Annotated in this window: 19 protein-coding genes; 4 read left to right on the top strand and 15 right to left on the bottom strand. The window is 51.1% G+C overall.

The window, feature by feature from the left end:
* Window positions 1–14 precede the first annotated feature (14 nt).
* A complete protein-coding gene (locus tag FDX19_RS02595; RefSeq protein ID WP_137381497.1) occupies window positions 15–449 on the top strand; it encodes a Panacea domain-containing protein in 435 nt (144 codons plus the stop codon).
* 6 nt (window positions 450–455) lie between these two features.
* Complete coding sequence (locus FDX19_RS02590) at window positions 456–1061, top strand: hypothetical protein (RefSeq protein ID WP_212734699.1); 606 nt, start codon at window positions 456–458, stop codon at window positions 1059–1061.
* A 1-nt stretch (window position 1062) separates the two neighbouring features.
* Here the strand turns inward: FDX19_RS02590 and FDX19_RS02585 are convergent, their stop codons facing one another.
* The 7 genes from FDX19_RS02585 to FDX19_RS02555 form a co-directional block, all read right to left on the bottom strand.
* The gene (locus tag FDX19_RS02585; RefSeq protein WP_137381495.1) at window positions 1063–1344 is read right to left on the bottom strand and encodes a hypothetical protein; all 282 of its coding nucleotides are present in this window, start codon (window positions 1342–1344) and stop codon (window positions 1063–1065) included.
* 205 nt (window positions 1345–1549) lie between these two features.
* The gene (locus tag FDX19_RS02580; RefSeq protein WP_137381494.1) at window positions 1550–2173 is read right to left on the bottom strand and encodes a hypothetical protein; all 624 of its coding nucleotides are present in this window, start codon (window positions 2171–2173) and stop codon (window positions 1550–1552) included.
* Window positions 2174–2240: 67 nt separating this feature from the next.
* The gene (locus FDX19_RS02575; protein WP_137381493.1) at window positions 2241–2474 is read right to left on the bottom strand and encodes a hypothetical protein; all 234 of its coding nucleotides are present in this window, start codon (window positions 2472–2474) and stop codon (window positions 2241–2243) included.
* A 2-nt stretch (window positions 2475–2476) separates the two neighbouring features.
* Window positions 2477–2968 carry a helix-turn-helix domain-containing protein gene (locus FDX19_RS02570; RefSeq protein ID WP_170974334.1) on the bottom strand — a complete coding sequence of 164 codons (492 nt, stop codon included), beginning with the start codon at window positions 2966–2968 and terminating at the stop codon, window positions 2477–2479.
* 549 nt (window positions 2969–3517) lie between these two features.
* Entirely contained in the window at window positions 3518–6292 is a 2775-nt protein-coding gene (locus FDX19_RS02565; RefSeq protein ID WP_137381491.1) for a toprim domain-containing protein, read from the bottom strand.
* Window positions 6289–6732, bottom strand: a complete 444-nt coding sequence (locus FDX19_RS02560; RefSeq protein ID WP_137381490.1) for a hypothetical protein — start codon at window positions 6730–6732, stop codon at window positions 6289–6291. The genes FDX19_RS02565 and FDX19_RS02560 overlap by 4 nt, the downstream gene beginning before the upstream one ends.
* Before the next feature lie 154 nt (window positions 6733–6886).
* Window positions 6887–7075, bottom strand: coding sequence for an AlpA family transcriptional regulator (locus tag FDX19_RS02555; RefSeq protein WP_137381489.1), 189 nt, complete (start codon window positions 7073–7075; stop codon window positions 6887–6889).
* Window positions 7076–7737: 662 nt separating this feature from the next.
* Here FDX19_RS02555 and FDX19_RS02550 point away from each other — a divergent pair.
* Window positions 7738–8166, top strand: a complete 429-nt coding sequence (locus FDX19_RS02550) for a DUF6530 family protein (protein ID WP_137381488.1) — start codon at window positions 7738–7740, stop codon at window positions 8164–8166.
* Here the strand turns inward: FDX19_RS02550 and FDX19_RS02545 are convergent.
* From FDX19_RS02545 to fabR, 4 genes are all read right to left on the bottom strand, one after another.
* Complete coding sequence (locus tag FDX19_RS02545; RefSeq protein ID WP_097759398.1) at window positions 8163–8393, bottom strand: AlpA family transcriptional regulator; 231 nt, start codon at window positions 8391–8393, stop codon at window positions 8163–8165. The two genes, FDX19_RS02550 and FDX19_RS02545, sit on opposite strands and share 4 nt — an antisense overlap.
* Before the next feature lie 200 nt (window positions 8394–8593).
* Window positions 8594–9919, bottom strand: coding sequence for an integrase family protein (locus FDX19_RS02540; protein ID WP_137381487.1), 1326 nt, complete (start codon window positions 9917–9919; stop codon window positions 8594–8596).
* A gap of 307 nt (window positions 9920–10226) precedes the next feature.
* On the bottom strand, window positions 10227–10586 hold the full coding sequence (locus tag FDX19_RS02535) for a YijD family membrane protein (RefSeq protein ID WP_003825114.1): 360 nt from the start codon (window positions 10584–10586) through the stop codon (window positions 10227–10229).
* 15 nt (window positions 10587–10601) lie between these two features.
* Window positions 10602–11237, bottom strand: coding sequence for an HTH-type transcriptional repressor FabR (gene fabR / locus FDX19_RS02530; protein ID WP_003028862.1), 636 nt, complete (start codon window positions 11235–11237; stop codon window positions 10602–10604).
* Window positions 11238–11428: 191 nt separating this feature from the next.
* Between fabR and sthA the strand changes: the two genes are divergently transcribed.
* On the top strand, window positions 11429–12829 hold the full coding sequence (gene sthA, locus FDX19_RS02525) for a Si-specific NAD(P)(+) transhydrogenase (protein WP_137381486.1): 1401 nt from the start codon (window positions 11429–11431) through the stop codon (window positions 12827–12829).
* Here the strand turns inward: sthA and oxyR are convergent.
* The 4 genes from oxyR to argC form a co-directional block, all read right to left on the bottom strand.
* A complete protein-coding gene (gene oxyR / locus FDX19_RS02520) occupies window positions 12812–13729 on the bottom strand; it encodes a DNA-binding transcriptional regulator OxyR (protein WP_137381485.1) in 918 nt (305 codons plus the stop codon). The genes sthA and oxyR overlap by 18 nt on opposite strands.
* A 320-nt stretch (window positions 13730–14049) precedes the next feature.
* A complete protein-coding gene (gene argH / locus FDX19_RS02515) occupies window positions 14050–15420 on the bottom strand; it encodes an argininosuccinate lyase (protein WP_137381484.1) in 1371 nt (456 codons plus the stop codon).
* 108 nt (window positions 15421–15528) lie between these two features.
* The gene (gene argB, locus FDX19_RS02510; protein ID WP_137378532.1) at window positions 15529–16305 is read right to left on the bottom strand and encodes an acetylglutamate kinase; all 777 of its coding nucleotides are present in this window, start codon (window positions 16303–16305) and stop codon (window positions 15529–15531) included.
* 7 nt (window positions 16306–16312) lie between these two features.
* Window positions 16313–17317 carry an N-acetyl-gamma-glutamyl-phosphate reductase gene (argC, locus tag FDX19_RS02505; protein WP_137381483.1) on the bottom strand — a complete coding sequence of 335 codons (1005 nt, stop codon included), beginning with the start codon at window positions 17315–17317 and terminating at the stop codon, window positions 16313–16315.
* Window positions 17318–17472 lie beyond the last annotated feature (155 nt).

The following is a 17472-nucleotide window of genomic DNA, read 5'->3' as shown; positions in this document are numbered from 1 at the left end:
GGGTATTTCGACTTATGGCTAACACATTTGACGTTGCAAAATACATCACAGAAAACCTGGGCGAACTCTCCGCGATGAAGCTTCAAAAGCTGATGTATTATTCACAAGCTTGGAGCCTCGTTTGGGAAGAGGAGCCTCTTTTTACAGATGATTTCGAAGCTTGGGCCAACGGTCCTGTGCTACCAAATCTGTATGCCCGTCACCGGGGCATGTTCAAAGTCGACTCATCTCTTTTTGAGGATGCTGACTCTTCTAAATTGTCTGAAGATGAGCAAACCAACATCAACAAGGTCTTAGGTTTTTATGGTGAAAAGACAGCTCAATGGTTAAGTAACCTTACACACCAAGAAGATCCGTGGATTCTCGCTAGAGATGGCTTGCCTGCTGGCGCAGTATCCCATGAGGTTATTCCTCGTGCAGCAATGCACGAATACTACTCATCTCTTTAACAAATCGTGTTAAAGAAAAGCGAAGCGAGAGCTCTCAGAAAAATGCTTGCCCAAAAGAAGTTTGAGGCGAGCAAGGAGAGCTTTATTGCTAAAGTAAACGAAACTTACCAACCGAAAACAATTGTTGAGCCTTCCAACGACGAACTTCCTCGTCTCGCCCCGCATTTAGCCCGTGCCAAAGAAGCAGAAAAAGCTGATCTACAACCTAAAGCACTTAAAGATGGCAGTAGATTTTCTTCACGTATAAGTTGGTGTTGCACCAATGCGGATTTAAAAGATTCTTGGTCTTGGGGGGAACTAAGGGCATGGGAGCCTAAAGAATGGGATGAAATCATTCATCCACCCTTCAAAGAATTTGAAAAACTCACTTGGCAAGAAGTGGATAGCCACTCTTCCGACAGTGGTCACAAAAAACATCACAGCCATGACTTAGCCGATCTTTGCCAAGAAGCACAAGAACGCTGGAAGGCCCTAAATTTTGAACAATTTGATACTATTTTCCGTTTCCGTATCGGCAACGTTGAACGGGTATGGGGATTCATTCTTCAGGCCCATTTCTACATAGTCTGGTGGGATCGTCGGCATAATATCTACCCCACTGAACCAAGTTAAACTATGTATTAGCAGTCTCTTTTCCAAATTTTTCGGTGGTTAAAGCACAACTTATCAGTTTACCCAACTCACTCCAAATCTTCAGATAAAGTCCATTTTTACGGCATTGCTTTGCCCTATCACTCAATAAACTCCTCCTATCCTTATCGTGTATCACCTTCCCCTTAGCTGTATCAGTAATAAGAAACTCACCACAATTAATACATGTATACCAATAGATATTACCGTAATCTTTTTCATTAATCGTAGCATCACCATTACCGCATAAAATACAATCGGCCATATGTTTCCCTTATTTATTTTCCGCTAGGCACTGAGCCCGCAGGTCGTTACGCTGGATGGCGTAACAGATGCCGGAGTCCTTATGTGCTTTAGCTCTGCACAAGGAACGGTAATCGGAGTCGCTAACCGAATAACACGCCCCTGCGTTGGTGGCAGTACCGGCTATGGCTGGGGCGCCCAAGATAACACTTAGCATTATGATGCCCTTAATCATTGGCTTTCTCAGAATCGGCATTGACGATTTTTACGGTTCTTTCAATGGCGGCTCGACATTGCTGATCAACGTTAGCAGGTTCGACCTTACCATTTTCTGCAATCCTGGCTCTCAGTTTTGCTGCAAAAGCTTTCTCCTGCGACGTTTTTGCTATTTCGTCTGCATGGAACATGACCGCACAAGAGCCAAATAAAACGGCATCCTCAATAAGTTGCTCAGTCGAAGTGGGCACAACTTTATCTGATGACTTGCTGCGCTGATCATATTTATCAGCAGCAGATTTAAATTCAGGGGTAAACTCAATATCGTTCAAGCTAATTGAAGCTGTAAACTCATCGCCACCAGAAAAAGTCCATAAGTGAACAGGGATATAGCCGCCTCTCTCGCTGAACCAGCAGCCCCTAGCATGGGGAAAGGAACGTTGAAGCCTGCGATCATAGATATCTGCAACAGCTTCCTTGTGCCCCCGGCATTCGGGATGAGTAGAATCCACCGATGTCAACGTAATAGTCATTACATCAGAATTATTACGTTCCTGACTGAAAGAACCAATGTTCATTGCTAACAGGGGAAATGAGACTACAACAAAAACCAAACATACAAAACGAGATGCCATATTGTGTTCCCCGATCCATCATTTGTGAAACTAGAGTAGCGTCCATTTTCCCTGTTTGTCGTCTGGTTTATTCACATTCCAAGCGTTTAATCACATCATCCACCGGCTCAATTTCCAGCGCGAATTCATCGAGTATCAAATCGAAGTCAGCAGGCATTTCCAGTCCCACAACCTCTTGCACCGCCAAGCCAGCACCCAGGCCAGCCAACTGCTCAAGCGCCTCACCATCACCATTAACTGCTGCTTTCATCAGTTTGCGCTCAGTAGCACGACGCTCCTTTAATTCTTGTGGCATCGCCATAGTCATTCTCTCTCGATAACCACTTGAATTTTGGTCTGGCCGTCAGGCCCGGTATCGATCCCCCAGGCGCGTCGTTCGCCGTCTTGCGACAGCTTTGTTGCGCGGGCGAGGTCTACCGCCAGTTTGGCACGGTCGCCGTTCCTGTCCCTCGCCGCCTCGTTGGCGATCAGTCGGACAACCTTCCACTCAGCCCGATGACGGATGATGACTTCGCCCCGCTGCATCACAGCCTCGTCCTCGGTGGCATCCACCAGCGCCTGCTGCCGTTCTTCGGGTGTCGCGCTCTCAGGAGTAGCCGCCAGTTTGGTAGCCACTCGGTGCGCTCGCTCGGTCAGTTCTGGGGTAGCTTTTACCCGCTGCCAGGCATCAGCTTTCGCCCAACGTTCAACGGTGCGTGGACTGGTGCCTATCTCTGCGGCGATCTGTTTGACAGTCTGCTTGCCTGCCTCATAGAGAACCTTAGCGGCATTGCGCACGTCCTTTCCTTGCGCCATAAGTGTAACCCTCATCTGTCGTATTACCGACAGCGTAATGTCACGCTTTGTCGCATCGCTGGATTTTTAAACGGGGTCAGGAATACGCGGAAGCGTCAGGATAAGGCGTTAAAAAAGTCTCTACGTATTGCCACCAGCAGCAAAACAGCCGCTTTTCAAAATGTGAGGAACTTTCAGAGCCCTCACACAATCCTCACATTGGAACCCGTTGATAGATATAGAGATGTTAGGAATGTAAGTAATGTAAGGATATAAAGGTATATATAGGAGAGTAGAGAGCTGTACCTTTCTTTAGCTTTATCTACCTGTAATTTTTCCCCTCTCTATGTAGTTATGTATCCCGAAAATTCCTCACATCCTCACATTTTGCGTTTTAGCCTTATCAATCAAAGGAATTCCGCGTTAGGGGCACCCTCACACACCCTCACCACCCTCACACTTGGGCGTTTTTTTGAACCGTTTTGAGCGTTAGGCGACCGGCATAGGATCGTTTCAGAGACCAAAAAACCCGGAACAGTGTCCGGGCGTACTTGGCGGGAAGTCGATTTGTCAGATCGGCAGTTGGTTATCATCAACATCAATCAGAGCTCGCAACGGGATCGCTACGCCGTTACGTGAAGCTTTACCGATGCGGAAGGGTTTGCCCGACATCGCGTCGGAGCCATCGATACGGCGCATCCGGTCATGAAATCCGGTTGAGAACTTGGTACCCTCCATCAGCGCCAGCAACTCACGGTTTGCCGTATGGAACTTAACAACGCCGTCAACCGGGAACACCTTAATGCCGAACATCTGGAGCTGGTGGTTCGCGTTCTTCCACGTCATGGCCTCGCAGTCTGACATTCCAGCCGCATACTCAATCAGATCCCCAATAGTCATGCGCATGCCGCCGCCAACGTTGACCGGTGTAGCAACCAGCGTCGCGATGAGGCTCACCTCTTCCTCCACGTGCGTCGTCTTGCGCTCGGTCCAGTCAATTTCCGATATGACGCGTTCTGCGTCTTCGAAGGCCGGGGCTGTGCTGTTCCGCAGACACCAAGCACCAGCGAGCAGTGCTCCAATCTGATCACCGTTGCGCTGGCTCTCAAGAGTGACGGCAGCCGCCCGACTGAAAACCTCGATAGCGGTATTTATGGTGCCAGCCATATCAATGGCGCGACGCATCATGCGGTCACCGATGTGCATATCAGCCGCTAGTTCCCGAAGGTGTCCTGACAGAATTTCCCACGGGGTATCATTAACGCGGTCCGTCTTCGGGCGCAGGTGAAGTACCTCAACACGCTCAATGTCCTGAGCCTGTTCCAGCGAAACGCCGATACTACTCAGGCAAGCCATAGCACGCAGCGCGAATGCCTGGTGGCTGCCACTTACCGTTCCGCGATAAGTCTTGGCCACCGTCTCGCTACTGCTCTGCCGCAGCAGGCCGATAACCTGCTCGATCTTGGCCTTCGCCTTCTGGGTGTCAGCTTCGGTCTCGTCAATCAGCAGCGGCCGAGCCTCGCTGCCCAGCGCCTGGCGTAAGCCAGCCTCAGATGAATCGCCGTTAGCGAATAGCGGGGAACCCTGTGGCATGAGAATACGCACGAACTTATCCATGACGGAGGTCTTCCCTGAGCCCGCACCGCCCGTAATCCAAGCGTGTGGTCGCCAGTTCAGAGCGCCGCAAATAGGAGCCAGGAACAACCAGCCGCAGAGAAGATCCGCGCTCACTACTCGCTCCCAGCGGAAGAGCCGTGCTGTATCGAGGATTTTCTGGCCTTCAGCGTCGCTGATTGCGCTTTCGGAGATGTCGCCCAGCGCTTTCGCACGCTCATATACGAAACGGCTAGATATCTTGTTCAATGGGGTGACGGTACCGTCCACCAGCAGCCGGTCGCCCAGATGGACAACTAGCCGCCCTTGGTCAAGCCACGCGCCACGCCCGCGGACGCACTCAGGATCGTAGATGCCGCGCTTCTGTGCCAGATTGAACAGCCAGCTCAGCGCCATCTTCTTATTGATGCCGCCTTTCTCGCCTGCGAAATGGGTTTCCCACCAGTTCGGGTGAGCGAGTTCGACCAGCGCGTTATCGGTGAATTCATTTGTCTTGTAGCTGCGAACCTGGCCGCGCCCGTGGTGGTAGATAAACGTGCGATCCCGGTCATAGCCAACGACAGTAAAGCCACTGTCCTCTATTCCGTTGTCATCAGCACCGGACTGAATCGCGGCGTTGTCGTTTGCCGGCGCTGGCTTCTGCGTCTTCTCAACCGGCAGCTCTGCCACCGGCTCAGGCTCTGCTTCGACGACTGGCGGATTCAGTGCCAGCTCGAACGCGTCACGCACTACCTGAGCACCCTCCCTCATGAAGAGGTCATTGAAGTCAGTCGGCTCACCGTCAAGTGTCTGGAACTCAGGAACGACCAGAACACCACTGACAGCCTTAGCCGCTTTCTCGGCGAAGTGAAAGCCCGGATTCTCAACTGGCTTGGTGGTCCAGCGGTCGTTATCTGCTGCGACGACGATAACGGCACGCTTCCCGAGCGCCTTCATACGGTCATGGATTGTCTGCGCCACCGCTACCAGGTTGCCTGCGTCAAAGCAGACGAGCACCAGGTGTCCGGTACACTCGTGAATTGACGCACCAGTGGCGTAACCTTCCGCCAGAACGTAGACGGGATCGCCGTTGTGCAGAAGCGGCTTGCTGCCGATAGTGTGGAACAGGCCACGCTTCGCGCCATCCAGGAAGTAGTCTTTATTGCGGTCACCCATCGACTTCAGCTTCGAAGGGAAGATGGCCTGTAGTGAATGGATTTTACGCGTGCGGTCGCAGATAGGCACCAGCAGCGCGTTATCGGAGATGTGGCGCACCTCACCAGTGTCCGCATTCACCTTCTCCCATTTCCCGACACGTAGGCCGTGAGGCTTCACGCCTTTCGAAAGCAGGTATGGATGATCATCCTTGGCATCCAGGCAAGCATCCCACAACGTATTCGCAGCAGCTGCAGCAGCCTCGTGCTTGGCTCTGGCCGCTGCATCTTTCTCCGCTCGCTCGCGGGCCACGCGCTCAGCATAGGCCTTCTTCTCTTCGAGCGACATTGCCTCGGTCTGCTGGAAGGACTGCCACTGGAATTTATGATCGCCGTGGCGCTTATTGCAGCCAAACATGCCAGCAGGCTTCTCGTCAAAGTGCAAAATTGCCCAAGCGTTCCGGCTCCCACGCGCGTCACCTTCGACATGGTACCGGTGCAGAGTGCCGTCAGCTACGATCTGGTCGCGGACCTCAATGCCCTGTCCGAACATGGCATCACGGAACTGCTCGATGGTTGCCGCCAGTGACATGTTCATGCAGTCACCTCCCCGCCAAAACGGATCTGGAACAGGTCAACAACCGCGTCGATTGCATCGCCCAGTTGTAGCTCAGCCGGCTCCATACTGTTGTCAGGAGCGAAATGGACAACCTGCCCATCTTCAGAAAAATCAAGAATCGCACAGCCGTGCCCGGTGCATGGAATGCAGCCAGGCGTAACGCCTATGACGTAGATGCGGCGGAACGTGCGCATTCCGGTCTGGCGGAGGATATTAGCCAGTGGGGTTGTGCCAGCTACTGAACGGCCGCCAGTAGACCAGGAGATCGGGGTTACCTCACGGAACGGAACCCCGAACATCTCCATCACATGGGGGATGAAATCTTCATCAAACACGGTATTTGAATCCCCTGCGTTGGCGTTGAACCGGTCGAGCGCAGCAATGATCGCGCCATGGCGAAGAGTTGAATATCTGCTCAAAATACAATCTCCAATTACATCTTTTTTGAGCAAAACCGCTTGACGATTTCTGACTACAGCGTCAGAATTGTTATTGTCTAGGTAACAAATCAAGTGTTAAGCCATTATTTCAATATTTTGGTTTTGCCATAAGAACCCGCATAAAGCGGGTTTTTTATTGCCCATTTGCAGCCAAACGGCGCTGCTCAATCTCTTTCAGAACATCTTTCCTGAGCCACGCGTTTTTATTGCGTGTCAGCTTAAATGGCTTTGGAAATAAACCGTCCTTAATCTCGCGATACAACGTCGCTCGCGAGCATCTCAGCAGATCCATTACTTCCGGAAACAACACGTGCTCTTTCACGCTTCCTCCTGACTCTTTGGGGTCTTAGTGAGTCTGCCATCACTACGAATCATCATGAGACGGTTCACTCAAAAAAAATTGCAGCCGAAACGGCTACGACGCTTGCCGGCGTGAACAACACAATCAGCAGTTCGGCGGCAGTGAGGCTGAGCAACTCATCAATGTAACGTTTCATTTTGCATCTCCAGTTAGCCCTTCCACAGGCGAGAGTGCAGCTGATGGCAGTGGAAGAAGCCTGGAGAGACTCATCGATGCGACTCGATTTTTGCCACCAGCCGCAGGTTTTGCTTTCTGGGCCGAGCTCTCCGGATGCGGAGCTTGCTGCTTCCTCTGGGGGATATTAGCGTCGCCTCCGAGGCCATGACAAGCCATAACAGATTGAAATTGTTTAATCTTTTTTGATTAAGCTATCTAAATCTCCAACGATTAAAATGGATTTCATAGGGTATTCATCTTTTATGATGTAGATAGTTATTAGAATAATTATCAGTATCTTTTAATTTCTTTTTTTCCTAATAATCAAAAAACAGACACCAAAACTTGATCGAATCAAATTGAGAGCAAAAAACACTCACTCACAAAATTCACAAAATTCACAAAATTCACAAAATTCGCAAACCATGTTATGGTGATATAAATTTAACCGATAAGGGGAAGAGAAGATGAATGCACCCACCCACCTGAAACACAAACCAATCCTGGAAGTAGCTGGCTACAACGAAATTGATGGCCCATATAATTCAGAAAAAACAGATGCGAAAGCACTGTCCTTAGGGCTTGCTCAATGGAATGATGCTGGTGAAACAGATCTCTCTGTTAAGACGTGGCGTGAAGTAGATGGCCGGTGGTCACGTCTTTCTGAAGAACTGCCTATTCATAGGGCGTTAGACCTGGCGACATTAGCCGTTAATGCCATTGACTATGCTAAAAATGGCGCTTCGCTTTTAGATGAAGGCGATTTCAAAATTGCTAAATGCAAAACCAACAGCAGCCTGGAAAGACTCATGCACGATAAACTGGGATCTAATGATAAGGATATCGACTGCTCATTGGTTCGATTAGCGAAAGCGCTTAAAAAACTAGGTTATTAACAAACCTCACCATGGGAGGAATCGCGCATAGCGATTCGCTCCTCTATCCATGCCAGAACCTCAGTACTCACCCAACCAACAGCCGGACGGCGGGAACTTCTCCCGGATAGAACAACGGGGCGAGGGAACTCCCCATCAGCAATGAGCGAATACATCGCCGATTGACTTATACCAACAAGGTCCAAAACCTGCGCCCTTCGTAAAATGACTTTTTGTTGTTCCGCCATTGCCTGTAAACCTCCGCAATTAATTACTTGAGGAGAAGATATAATGGCAAATCAATCATAACAACATGAAAAGTATAGATAATCAGGCTATCAAGCTGTTGCTCTAAATTCTCGAAAAATGGAAAAACAGCCACTTAAAAAGCGGCTGAATTTTTTAGGGCGCACATAGGGCGCAGATGAACAGCACTAAATGCTAAAAATTAGAGGCACGGGATTCTTCTGGCAGCTCCGCGAACACCAGCCCACGGACGGATAATTGAGCGAATACGGGACGAATCAATCGTGATGAGTAGTTCTCCCCACGCATTCAGAACATCGCGCTGTCCACCAAGCGGATCATCTGGATCTGGGTGTGAATAAATCGCCATCATCCCAGGAAGAACATGGCCCACTACCCGCTCAATATCAGCCGCATTGATCCTTAGCTGGGCAGCTCGCTCATGAAGCCGGCTGACGAATGTACGGCGCAGATCATGAGGCGTGAAACCTTCAATTTCTAATAGATTATCTTCAATACACCGCCGCACCGAAGCCGGAAAGATTTGCTTTCCATTCGTGGCGGGCCAAACCAACTCATTACTTGTACCAATAACTGCGAGCTGTGCTCGTAAAAGCTGGAGCATATACTGGCTCAAAGGAAGAACTCTTGAGTCTTTTGATTTCGTTCTACGATCAACTGCTGTCTTAGGGATTCGCCAGGTTCCATTGTCAATATCTACTTCAGTACGACGCATCTCAAGGACCGCGCTGATACGTTGCCCACAAGCCAACGTAAACTTCAGTAATCGACGATTAGCGTCACGAGTATGCCAAAACGTCAATTGCGTTAAGAGGTTTCGAATCTCAGACATACCCAAGTTCCGCTCTTCTACTCCTGTCTTACCGCCAAAGGATTTCGCTGGTGAATAGCGTAACGGATCGTCGGTAAGCAGTCCGCGACTAATAGCGTGGCGGATCGTTTTTTTTATAAGACGGTATGCTGCTGCAATTTTGCCATGCTTGAGCAAGCCGTTAGAGTGTCGCCAGGTAGGCCCAGAGATGATTTTGGCAAAATGAACGGGGCCAAAGTCAACGATAGGCACCGTTTTAAGCGCTGCTCGAAGGTCACGATCAAAAATCTGGGTACTCTCCTCCGGGCGTGATTCCCCATGGGTCCCTCCCTGGTATAGGTCATCAAAGACTTGAGCAAATAAAATAGTATTTGCCTTTTCTTGTGCTAGTTTTCGTTCAACCTCAAAACGAGGATTCTTACCTGCGGAGACAAGCTTGCGATGGTTGCCAGCCAGATCGCGTGCTTCTTTTAAAGTGAGCCCCTTTCTTCCGGATGGATCTGCAGGACCAAGCGTCACTTTATCCGGTTTGCTATGTAGCCTAAAACGATAAACCCAGCTCATGCCACCAGAAGGGAGCACCCGCAGGAACAGACCAGGCACCTCACCTGCCCTCTGGAAAAATTCTTTGTCTTCCGGCTTAACGTTTTTGAATGCTTGAGCATTTAATAACGAGCGTCTCTCCGTTTCAGACATAACAATGCCCCTGCATCAAAAATGGTACATATCAGGGTACATATTTTTCTTGGATAGTGGGATATAAAAATGGACTAATACGGAATTTATTTTACTCAAAAATGAGTAATTCATATAACAATCATTTAGTTACAAAAGTATCACGTAATGTAACGGAAGAATGTGGAATATCTAACTTCATACACGCACCATATGGAGTGCGGCGTACTGTTAACGAAGAAGTAAGACTGAACGGAGGCCGGATAAGCACTGCCGGTTCAGATTGCCGGATAGCGGCTTTGCCTTATCCGGCCTACAGCTACAACTGTTACTCCGCGATTTCCTGCTTACGGTTACGCACTTTAAAGCCGATCCAGAACACCAGAATCACCGACAGTACCGCCGGGAAGAAGTTAGAGCCAATATCCGGATATTCAGCACGTACAACGGTGCTGTACAGCAGAACACCGAGAATAAAACAGGCTGCAGCCAGGCCCGGTAACCCCACAGGCATGGTGCGATTCTGGTAACGTTGATGCAGACAGTAAACCGTCAACACCAGCGAAATAATCGGGAATACAGAGAATGGCACAATGGAGCTAAACAGCGCCGCGAATGTGCCATTGATCGATAAGCCAGCAACCAGCGCCAGCAGCAGCGTACCTTTATCTTGACCTGACTGTTTCATTGCTCGTCCTTCTCGTTACTCGGAGTGGTGCGTCATCTTCTCTTGTTCACGGCGGTACCAGTAAAATGCGCCTTTGGCGATCATGCGCAGTTGCAATACCAGCCGCTCTTCCAGCTGCCGACGCTGTTCAGCGCCAACATCCAGTGCTTCTGCCCCGGCACTGAACACAATCGTTACCATCGCTTCGGCTTGCGCTTCAGTAAACGCGCGAGGCATATGGTTTTCGAGTTCAAGATAGTCCGCAAGTTCCGCAATGAAGTGCTGAATTTCACGCGCAACCGCTGCACGAAACGCTGCGGAGGTGCCCGAACGCTCGCGCAATAATAAACGGAAGGCGTTGGGATTGTTGCCGATGAACTCCATAAATGTTGAGACCGAGGTACGGATCACACTACCGCCTTTGGCGATACGCTGACGTGCCTGACGCATCAACTGGCGCAGCATCAGACCACTCTCATCCACCATCGTCAGGCCGAGCTCATCCACATCGCGGAAATGGCGATAAAACGAGGTTGGCGCAATGCCCGCTTCACGAGCAACTTCTCGTAAACTTAGGCTGGCAAAACTACGCTCAGCGCTGAGTTGACTAAATGCGGCTTCTACCAGCGAACGCCGGGTTTTCTCTTTTTGTTGCGCTCTAACGCCCATCACGATGTCTGAATCCTTCCACATACCTTGCTGGCACTATACCAGAGATTCGGCGGTTGGCATGGCTTTGTGAATGATTGTTTACGCGCAGTTTGTGCTTCGACTTCGCAAAAAAGCACAACGATAATTGGGTTATCCCAACAACGATGTTACTATTCTGTTGCTTTTATGTATAAGAACAGGTAAGCCTGACCATGTCACATTCCTACGATTACGATGCAATAGTAATAGGTTCCGGTCCCGGCGGCGAAGGCGCTGCGATGGGTCTGGTTAAGCAAGGAGCGCGCGTCGCGGTTATTGAGCGCTATCATAACGTCGGCGGAGGCTGTACCCATTGGGGCACAATCCCGTCGAAAGCGCTCCGCCACGCAGTCAGCCGTATTATCGAATTCAATCAGAACCCACTGTACAGCGACCATTCCCGACTTCTTCGTTCTTCTTTCGCCGATATTCTCAACCATGCTGATAACGTAATTAATCAGCAAACGCGTATGCGGCAAGGTTTTTACGAGCGCAACCACTGTGAAATTCTGCAGGGAAATGCCCGTTTCGTTGACGAACACACCCTTGCTCTGGAATGTCACGACGGTACAGTGGAAACACTCACCGCAGATAAGTTTGTTATTGCCTGCGGCTCGCGCCCTTATCATCCAACTGACGTCGATTTTTCGCACCCACGCGTTTACGACAGCGATTCTATCCTCAGCCTGCATCACGAACCTCGCCATGTTCTGATTTATGGCGCAGGCGTGATTGGATGTGAATATGCGTCTATCTTCCGAGGAATGGATGTAAAAGTTGATTTAATCAACACCCGCGATCGTCTGCTGGCATTCCTCGATCAAGAGATGTCCGATTCGCTCTCATACCACTTCTGGAACAGCGGCGTGGTCATTCGCCACAACGAAGAGTATGAGCGGATTGAAGGCTGTGATGACGGCGTCATCATGCACCTGAAATCCGGTAAAAAGCTGAAAGCAGACTGTCTGCTGTACGCCAATGGTCGCACCGGTAATACCGATTCGCTGGCACTGGGAAATATTGGTCTTAAAACGGACAGCCGCGGGCAGCTAAAAGTAAATAGCATGTATCAGACCGCGCTGCCGCATGTGTATGCCGTTGGCGATGTGATCGGTTACCCAAGCCTGGCATCTGCAGCTTACGATCAGGGACGTATCGCCGCTCAGGCACTGGTCAAAGGCGAAGCCACCGCACATCTGATCGAAGATATTCCCACCGGGATTTATACCATTCCTGAAATCAGCTCCGTCGGTAAAACCGAACAGCAGCTAACGGCAATGAAAGTCCCCTACGAAGTCGGTCGCGCCCAGTTTAAACATCTGGCACGAGCGCAAATCGTCGGAATGAGTGTCGGAACGCTGAAGATTTTGTTCCATCGCGAGACCAAAGAGATTTTGGGGATCCATTGCTTTGGGGAACGCGCAGCCGAAATTATTCATATCGGTCAGGCGATCATGGAGCAAAAAGGTGGTGGTAACACCATCGAGTACTTCGTTAACACCACCTTTAACTACCCAACCATGGCAGAAGCCTATCGGGTAGCCGCGCTAAACGGCTTAAACCGCCTGTTTTAACGCTTTGTCGAAATGGCCATCCATTGCCCCACGGATGGCCTCTGCCAGCTGTTCATAACGGCTGCGTAACGGCGATCCCGGACGATAGACGAGACCAATAGTACGGCGCGGTTCCGGCTTAATGCACGGCAGATAGACCACACCATCACGCTTACGCTCTGGCGGAACGGCCAGTGCAGGCAGCAAAGTAATGCCACTCCCTGCCGCGACCATATTGCGCAGCGTTTCCAGACTGGTTGCCCGGAAATGGGTGTCTTCATCGGCGCCGGCTTCAAAGCAGAAGCCCATCGCCTGATCGCGCAGACAGTGCCCATCTTCCAGCATCAGCAGTTTTTCACCGGCTAAATCTGACATCGGCACACAGTCGCGGTTTGCCCATGGGTGATCTTCATAGATCGCCAGCATCATAGGCTCATCAAACAGCGGCACTTCAATGAACGCCTCACTTTCCTTGACCAACGCCAGGATCACGCAGTCGAGCTTACCGCTATCCAGTTGCGCCAGCAGCTGATGCGTCTGCGCTTCATGCAGGTACATTTCCAGTTTCGGGAAGGTCTGGTGCAACATAGGGATAATATGCGGCAACAGGTATGGTCCCACCGTTGGGATCAAACCAATGTGCAGCGGGCCAGACATTGTCTCGCCTTGTTGGCTTGCCATTTCCTTGAGCACTTTGACCTCGCGCAGCACGGTACGCGCCTGATCCACCAGCAGTAAACCTGCCTGAGTGAACAGCACTTTACGGCTCGTACGCTCCAGCAGCATAACGCCCAGCTCATCTTCCAGTTTGCGGATTTGCCCGCTAAGCGTTGGCTGGCTGACATGGCAGGAGTCCGCCGCTCGCCGGAAGTGACGATGCTCGGCTAGCGCCACCAGGTATTCAAGATCACGAATATTCATTATTCATCCTCCATCGCCACGATAGTTCATGGCGATAGGTAGCATAGCAACGAACGATTATCCCTATCAAGCTTTCTGTTTAATAATGCACCACAGAAACGGAACGGTACCCTTTAACCCTTGAAGCGCCTGTCCGTTCTCATACTCGAAATAACTAAAGCCAACGTGAACTTTTGCGGACCTCTGGTCCGCATTTTTTTTGCATAAAAAAGCCCGGCGTCGCAAAGCTCGGCCGGGTTATGGTTTGGTAGGCCTGATAAGCGTAGCGCCATCAGGCAGAACGACACACAGTGCCGGATGGCGGCTTCGCCTTATCCGGCCTACAGACGCGCCTTCGCATCGTCGATTGCCTGCGCAACCTGCTGCGGCGATACGCCGCCTTTCGCCGCACGTTTATCCAGACAGGATTGCAGGGAGAGTATCGGATAGACGTCATCGCCAATGACGCTGCTGAACTTTTGCAAGTCGGCCAGCGACAATGCTTCCAGCGGTTTACCCTGACGAATCGCCTCAACCACCGTCTCACCTACAATATGGTGTGCTTCGCGGAACGGAACACCTTTGGCAACCAGATAATCCGCCAATTCAGTGGCGTTGGCATAACCCTGCTGCGCCGCTTCCTGACAACGCGGGCGTTTCACCTGAATGCCGTCCAGCACCAGCGCGGCCATGTGCAAACAGTCCAGCCAGGTATCGAGTGCATCGAACAGGCCTTCTTTGTCTTCCTGCATGTCTTTGTTGTACGCCAGCGGCAGACCTTTCAGTGTCATCATCATACCGGTCAGCGCACCTTGTACGCGGCCACATTTGCCACGGATCAGCTCTAATGCATCCGGGTTTTTCTTCTGTGGCATCAGGGATGAACCTGAGGTTACACGATCGGATAATTCAACAAAGCCTGCTTCGCCGGTGTTAAAGAAAATCAGATCTTCAGCAAAGCGCGACAGATGCACCATGCCGATAGAGGCATCAGAGAGCAACTCCAGGACATGGTCACGATCGGAAACGCTGTCCAGGCTGTTGCGGGTTGCCGAGGCAAAGCCCAACCAGCCAGCCAGCTGCTCGCGATCGATTTCGTAGGCAGTACCCGCCAGTGCGCCACAGCCTAACGGGCTAACGTCCAGACGCTTAAGCGCATCCTGCAGACGGCTCTCATCACGCGCCAGCATTTCGACATAAGCCAGACACCAGTGCGCAAACGTCACCGGCTGTGCACGCTGCAAGTGCGTATAACCCGGCATAACCGCGTCCTGATTATTTTGCGCGGTGTCGACTAACGCGCTTTGCAACTGACGATTGGCTGACAGTAATTCGATAACCGTGTCTTTGCACCACAGTTTAAGGTCAGTTGCGACCTGGTCATTACGGCTACGCCCGGTGTGCAGTTTTTTACCTAACTGCCCGACTTTATCAATCAGCTTGCCTTCCACCCAGCTGTGAATATCTTCGGCATCGCTTTGCAGGATCTGCTGCGGGTCCAGGCGTACCTCTTCCAGCAGATTATTCAGCGCTTCTTCCAGCTGTAGTTGTTCATCAGCAGTCAATACACCGACGGTTACCAGCGCTTTGGACCAGGCCACAGAGCCGACAATATCCTGCTCTGCCAGGCGGTAATCAAAACGCAACGAGTCGTTGAACTGTTTGAACCGCTGATCTGCTGCCTGTGTAAAACGCCCACCCCAAAGTGCCATAACGAATTTCCTTAATATGATATTTTTGCCCGATGGCGCTGCGCTTACCGGGCCTACAAAACCCATGTCGGCCGGATAAGGCGAAGCCGCCATCCGGCACATTAATAGTTAAGCCAGAATACGCGTACCAATCGGCGTGCCGTTAAACAGCGCCGGGAGTTGCTCAGCATGACGCCAGGAAGCGATATCTACCGGGCGGCCCAGCGTACGCGCAGCATCCAGCGCCGCATTGACCTTCACGATCATGCCATCGGTAATAATGCCCTGCTCAATCAACTGTTCCGCTTTCGTCGCGGTCATTTCGGCAATACGCTGGCCTTTACCATCCAGAATACCGCTCACATCGGAGAGCAGGATCAGATCCGCACCCAGCGTTGCCGCCAGCGCCGTCGCCGCCTGATCGGCATTGACGTTCATCAACAGCCCATCTTCAGTAACGCCAATGGAACTCACTACCGGCAGAAATCCCCCTTCCAGCAGCGTGTTAATCAGCTTAGGCGAACCCGGCTGCGCCAGTCCAACGTGACCTAACTCTTTATCGAGCGGCGTCACTTTTACACTGTCGCCATCGCCAAGATACAGACCCACAGAGGCAATTTGATGTTTCTTCGCCCAGGCCAGTAAGGTTTTATTCGCGGTTCCCGCCAGCGCCCCAGTGATGATGTCGATTTGATCGGCTGGCGTAACACGCAGACCATTTTTCTTTTTCACCGGCAGATTAAGTTGTTTCATCAGTTCGTCGACCACGCAGCCACCACCGTGCACAATGACCAGCGGACGCTGATGCGACTCGCGATAATTTACCAGCGCGGTAAACAGACGCTCCAGCGCCTCTTCGCTATCCAGTAAAACGCCGCCCAGCTTGATAATTAATGGATTCATCATTGCACCCTTAAATAAGAGACTGCGTCTCAGCAAAGCCGAAACGGATATTTGCGCACTGCATAGCCTGTGCCGCCGCGCCCTTCAATAAGTTATCTTCCGTCGCTACCACAATCAGATGTTCGCCCTGCACAGCAAATCCGATATCACAGAACGGTAAGCCAACCACGTTTTTCAGTGCCGGAACGCCTTTTTCATACAGACGCACCAGCGGTTTATCGCTGTATGCCTGTTGCAGTGTCTGCGCGACCTGAGTCTGAGTGACACCCGCATTCAGACGGCAGGTAATGGTTTCCAGTATCCCACGCGGGAAATTGCCCAGATGTGGAGTGAAGATCACCTCCGTACCCAGGTGAGTAGCGATTTCCGGCTGATGGCGATGAGTAAACACGCCATACGGTTGCAGGCTCACCTCACAGAAGCTGTTCGAAATAGCGGCTTTACGGCCCGCACCACTCACCCCGCTGGTGGCGTTAATCACCGGCCACTGAGTCAGGTCCAGCAGCCCGGCATCAATCAGTGGTTTCAGCGACAATTGTGCCGCCGTCGGGTAACAACCCGGAACCGCAATCAAATTCGCATCTTTCAGTCTGTCTGCACTCCACTCAGCCAGACCGTATACCGCCTGTTCCAGCAGTTCAGGATGCTGATGGGTAAAGCCATAGTATTGCTCATAGAATGCGCCGTCGTTTACGCGGAACGCGCCCGAGAGGTCAAACACCACACACCCGGCGCGCAGAAACTGCGGAGCCAGATCATGACTGACCTCATGAGCCGTCGCGAGAAACACAACGTCCACCCCTGCGCTAAACTCGCTGATATCGGACATTGGCTGTAACGGCAAATCGACAATGCCTTTTAGCTGCGGATGTAAATCGGAGATTAATTTTCCTGCATCATTGCTTTGCGCTGAGACGGTCAAAGCGGTTATGGTCATATCAGGATGGCGATTTACATAGGTCACAAGCTCTGCGCCAGCGTAGCCACTCGCGCCCACAATCAGCGTATTCAACATCGGAGCTGTTCACCTTCTTAGATTCGGTTGCCAGGTATAAGCCTTTATCACCTCACCTTACACTTGGTGGGTTTTATTACGCTCAATGTTACTGTATTTTTATTCACAAATACTGCATGAATATTGATACTATCATGACCCGAGGTGTGTCAACA

The sequence above is a fragment of the Citrobacter sp. wls619 genome (assembly GCF_005281345.1).
Classification (GTDB): Bacteria; Pseudomonadota; Gammaproteobacteria; order Enterobacterales; family Enterobacteriaceae; genus Citrobacter.
The sequence above is the reverse complement of the archived record's forward strand: the minus strand, read 5'-3'. Positions and strand labels throughout refer to the sequence as shown.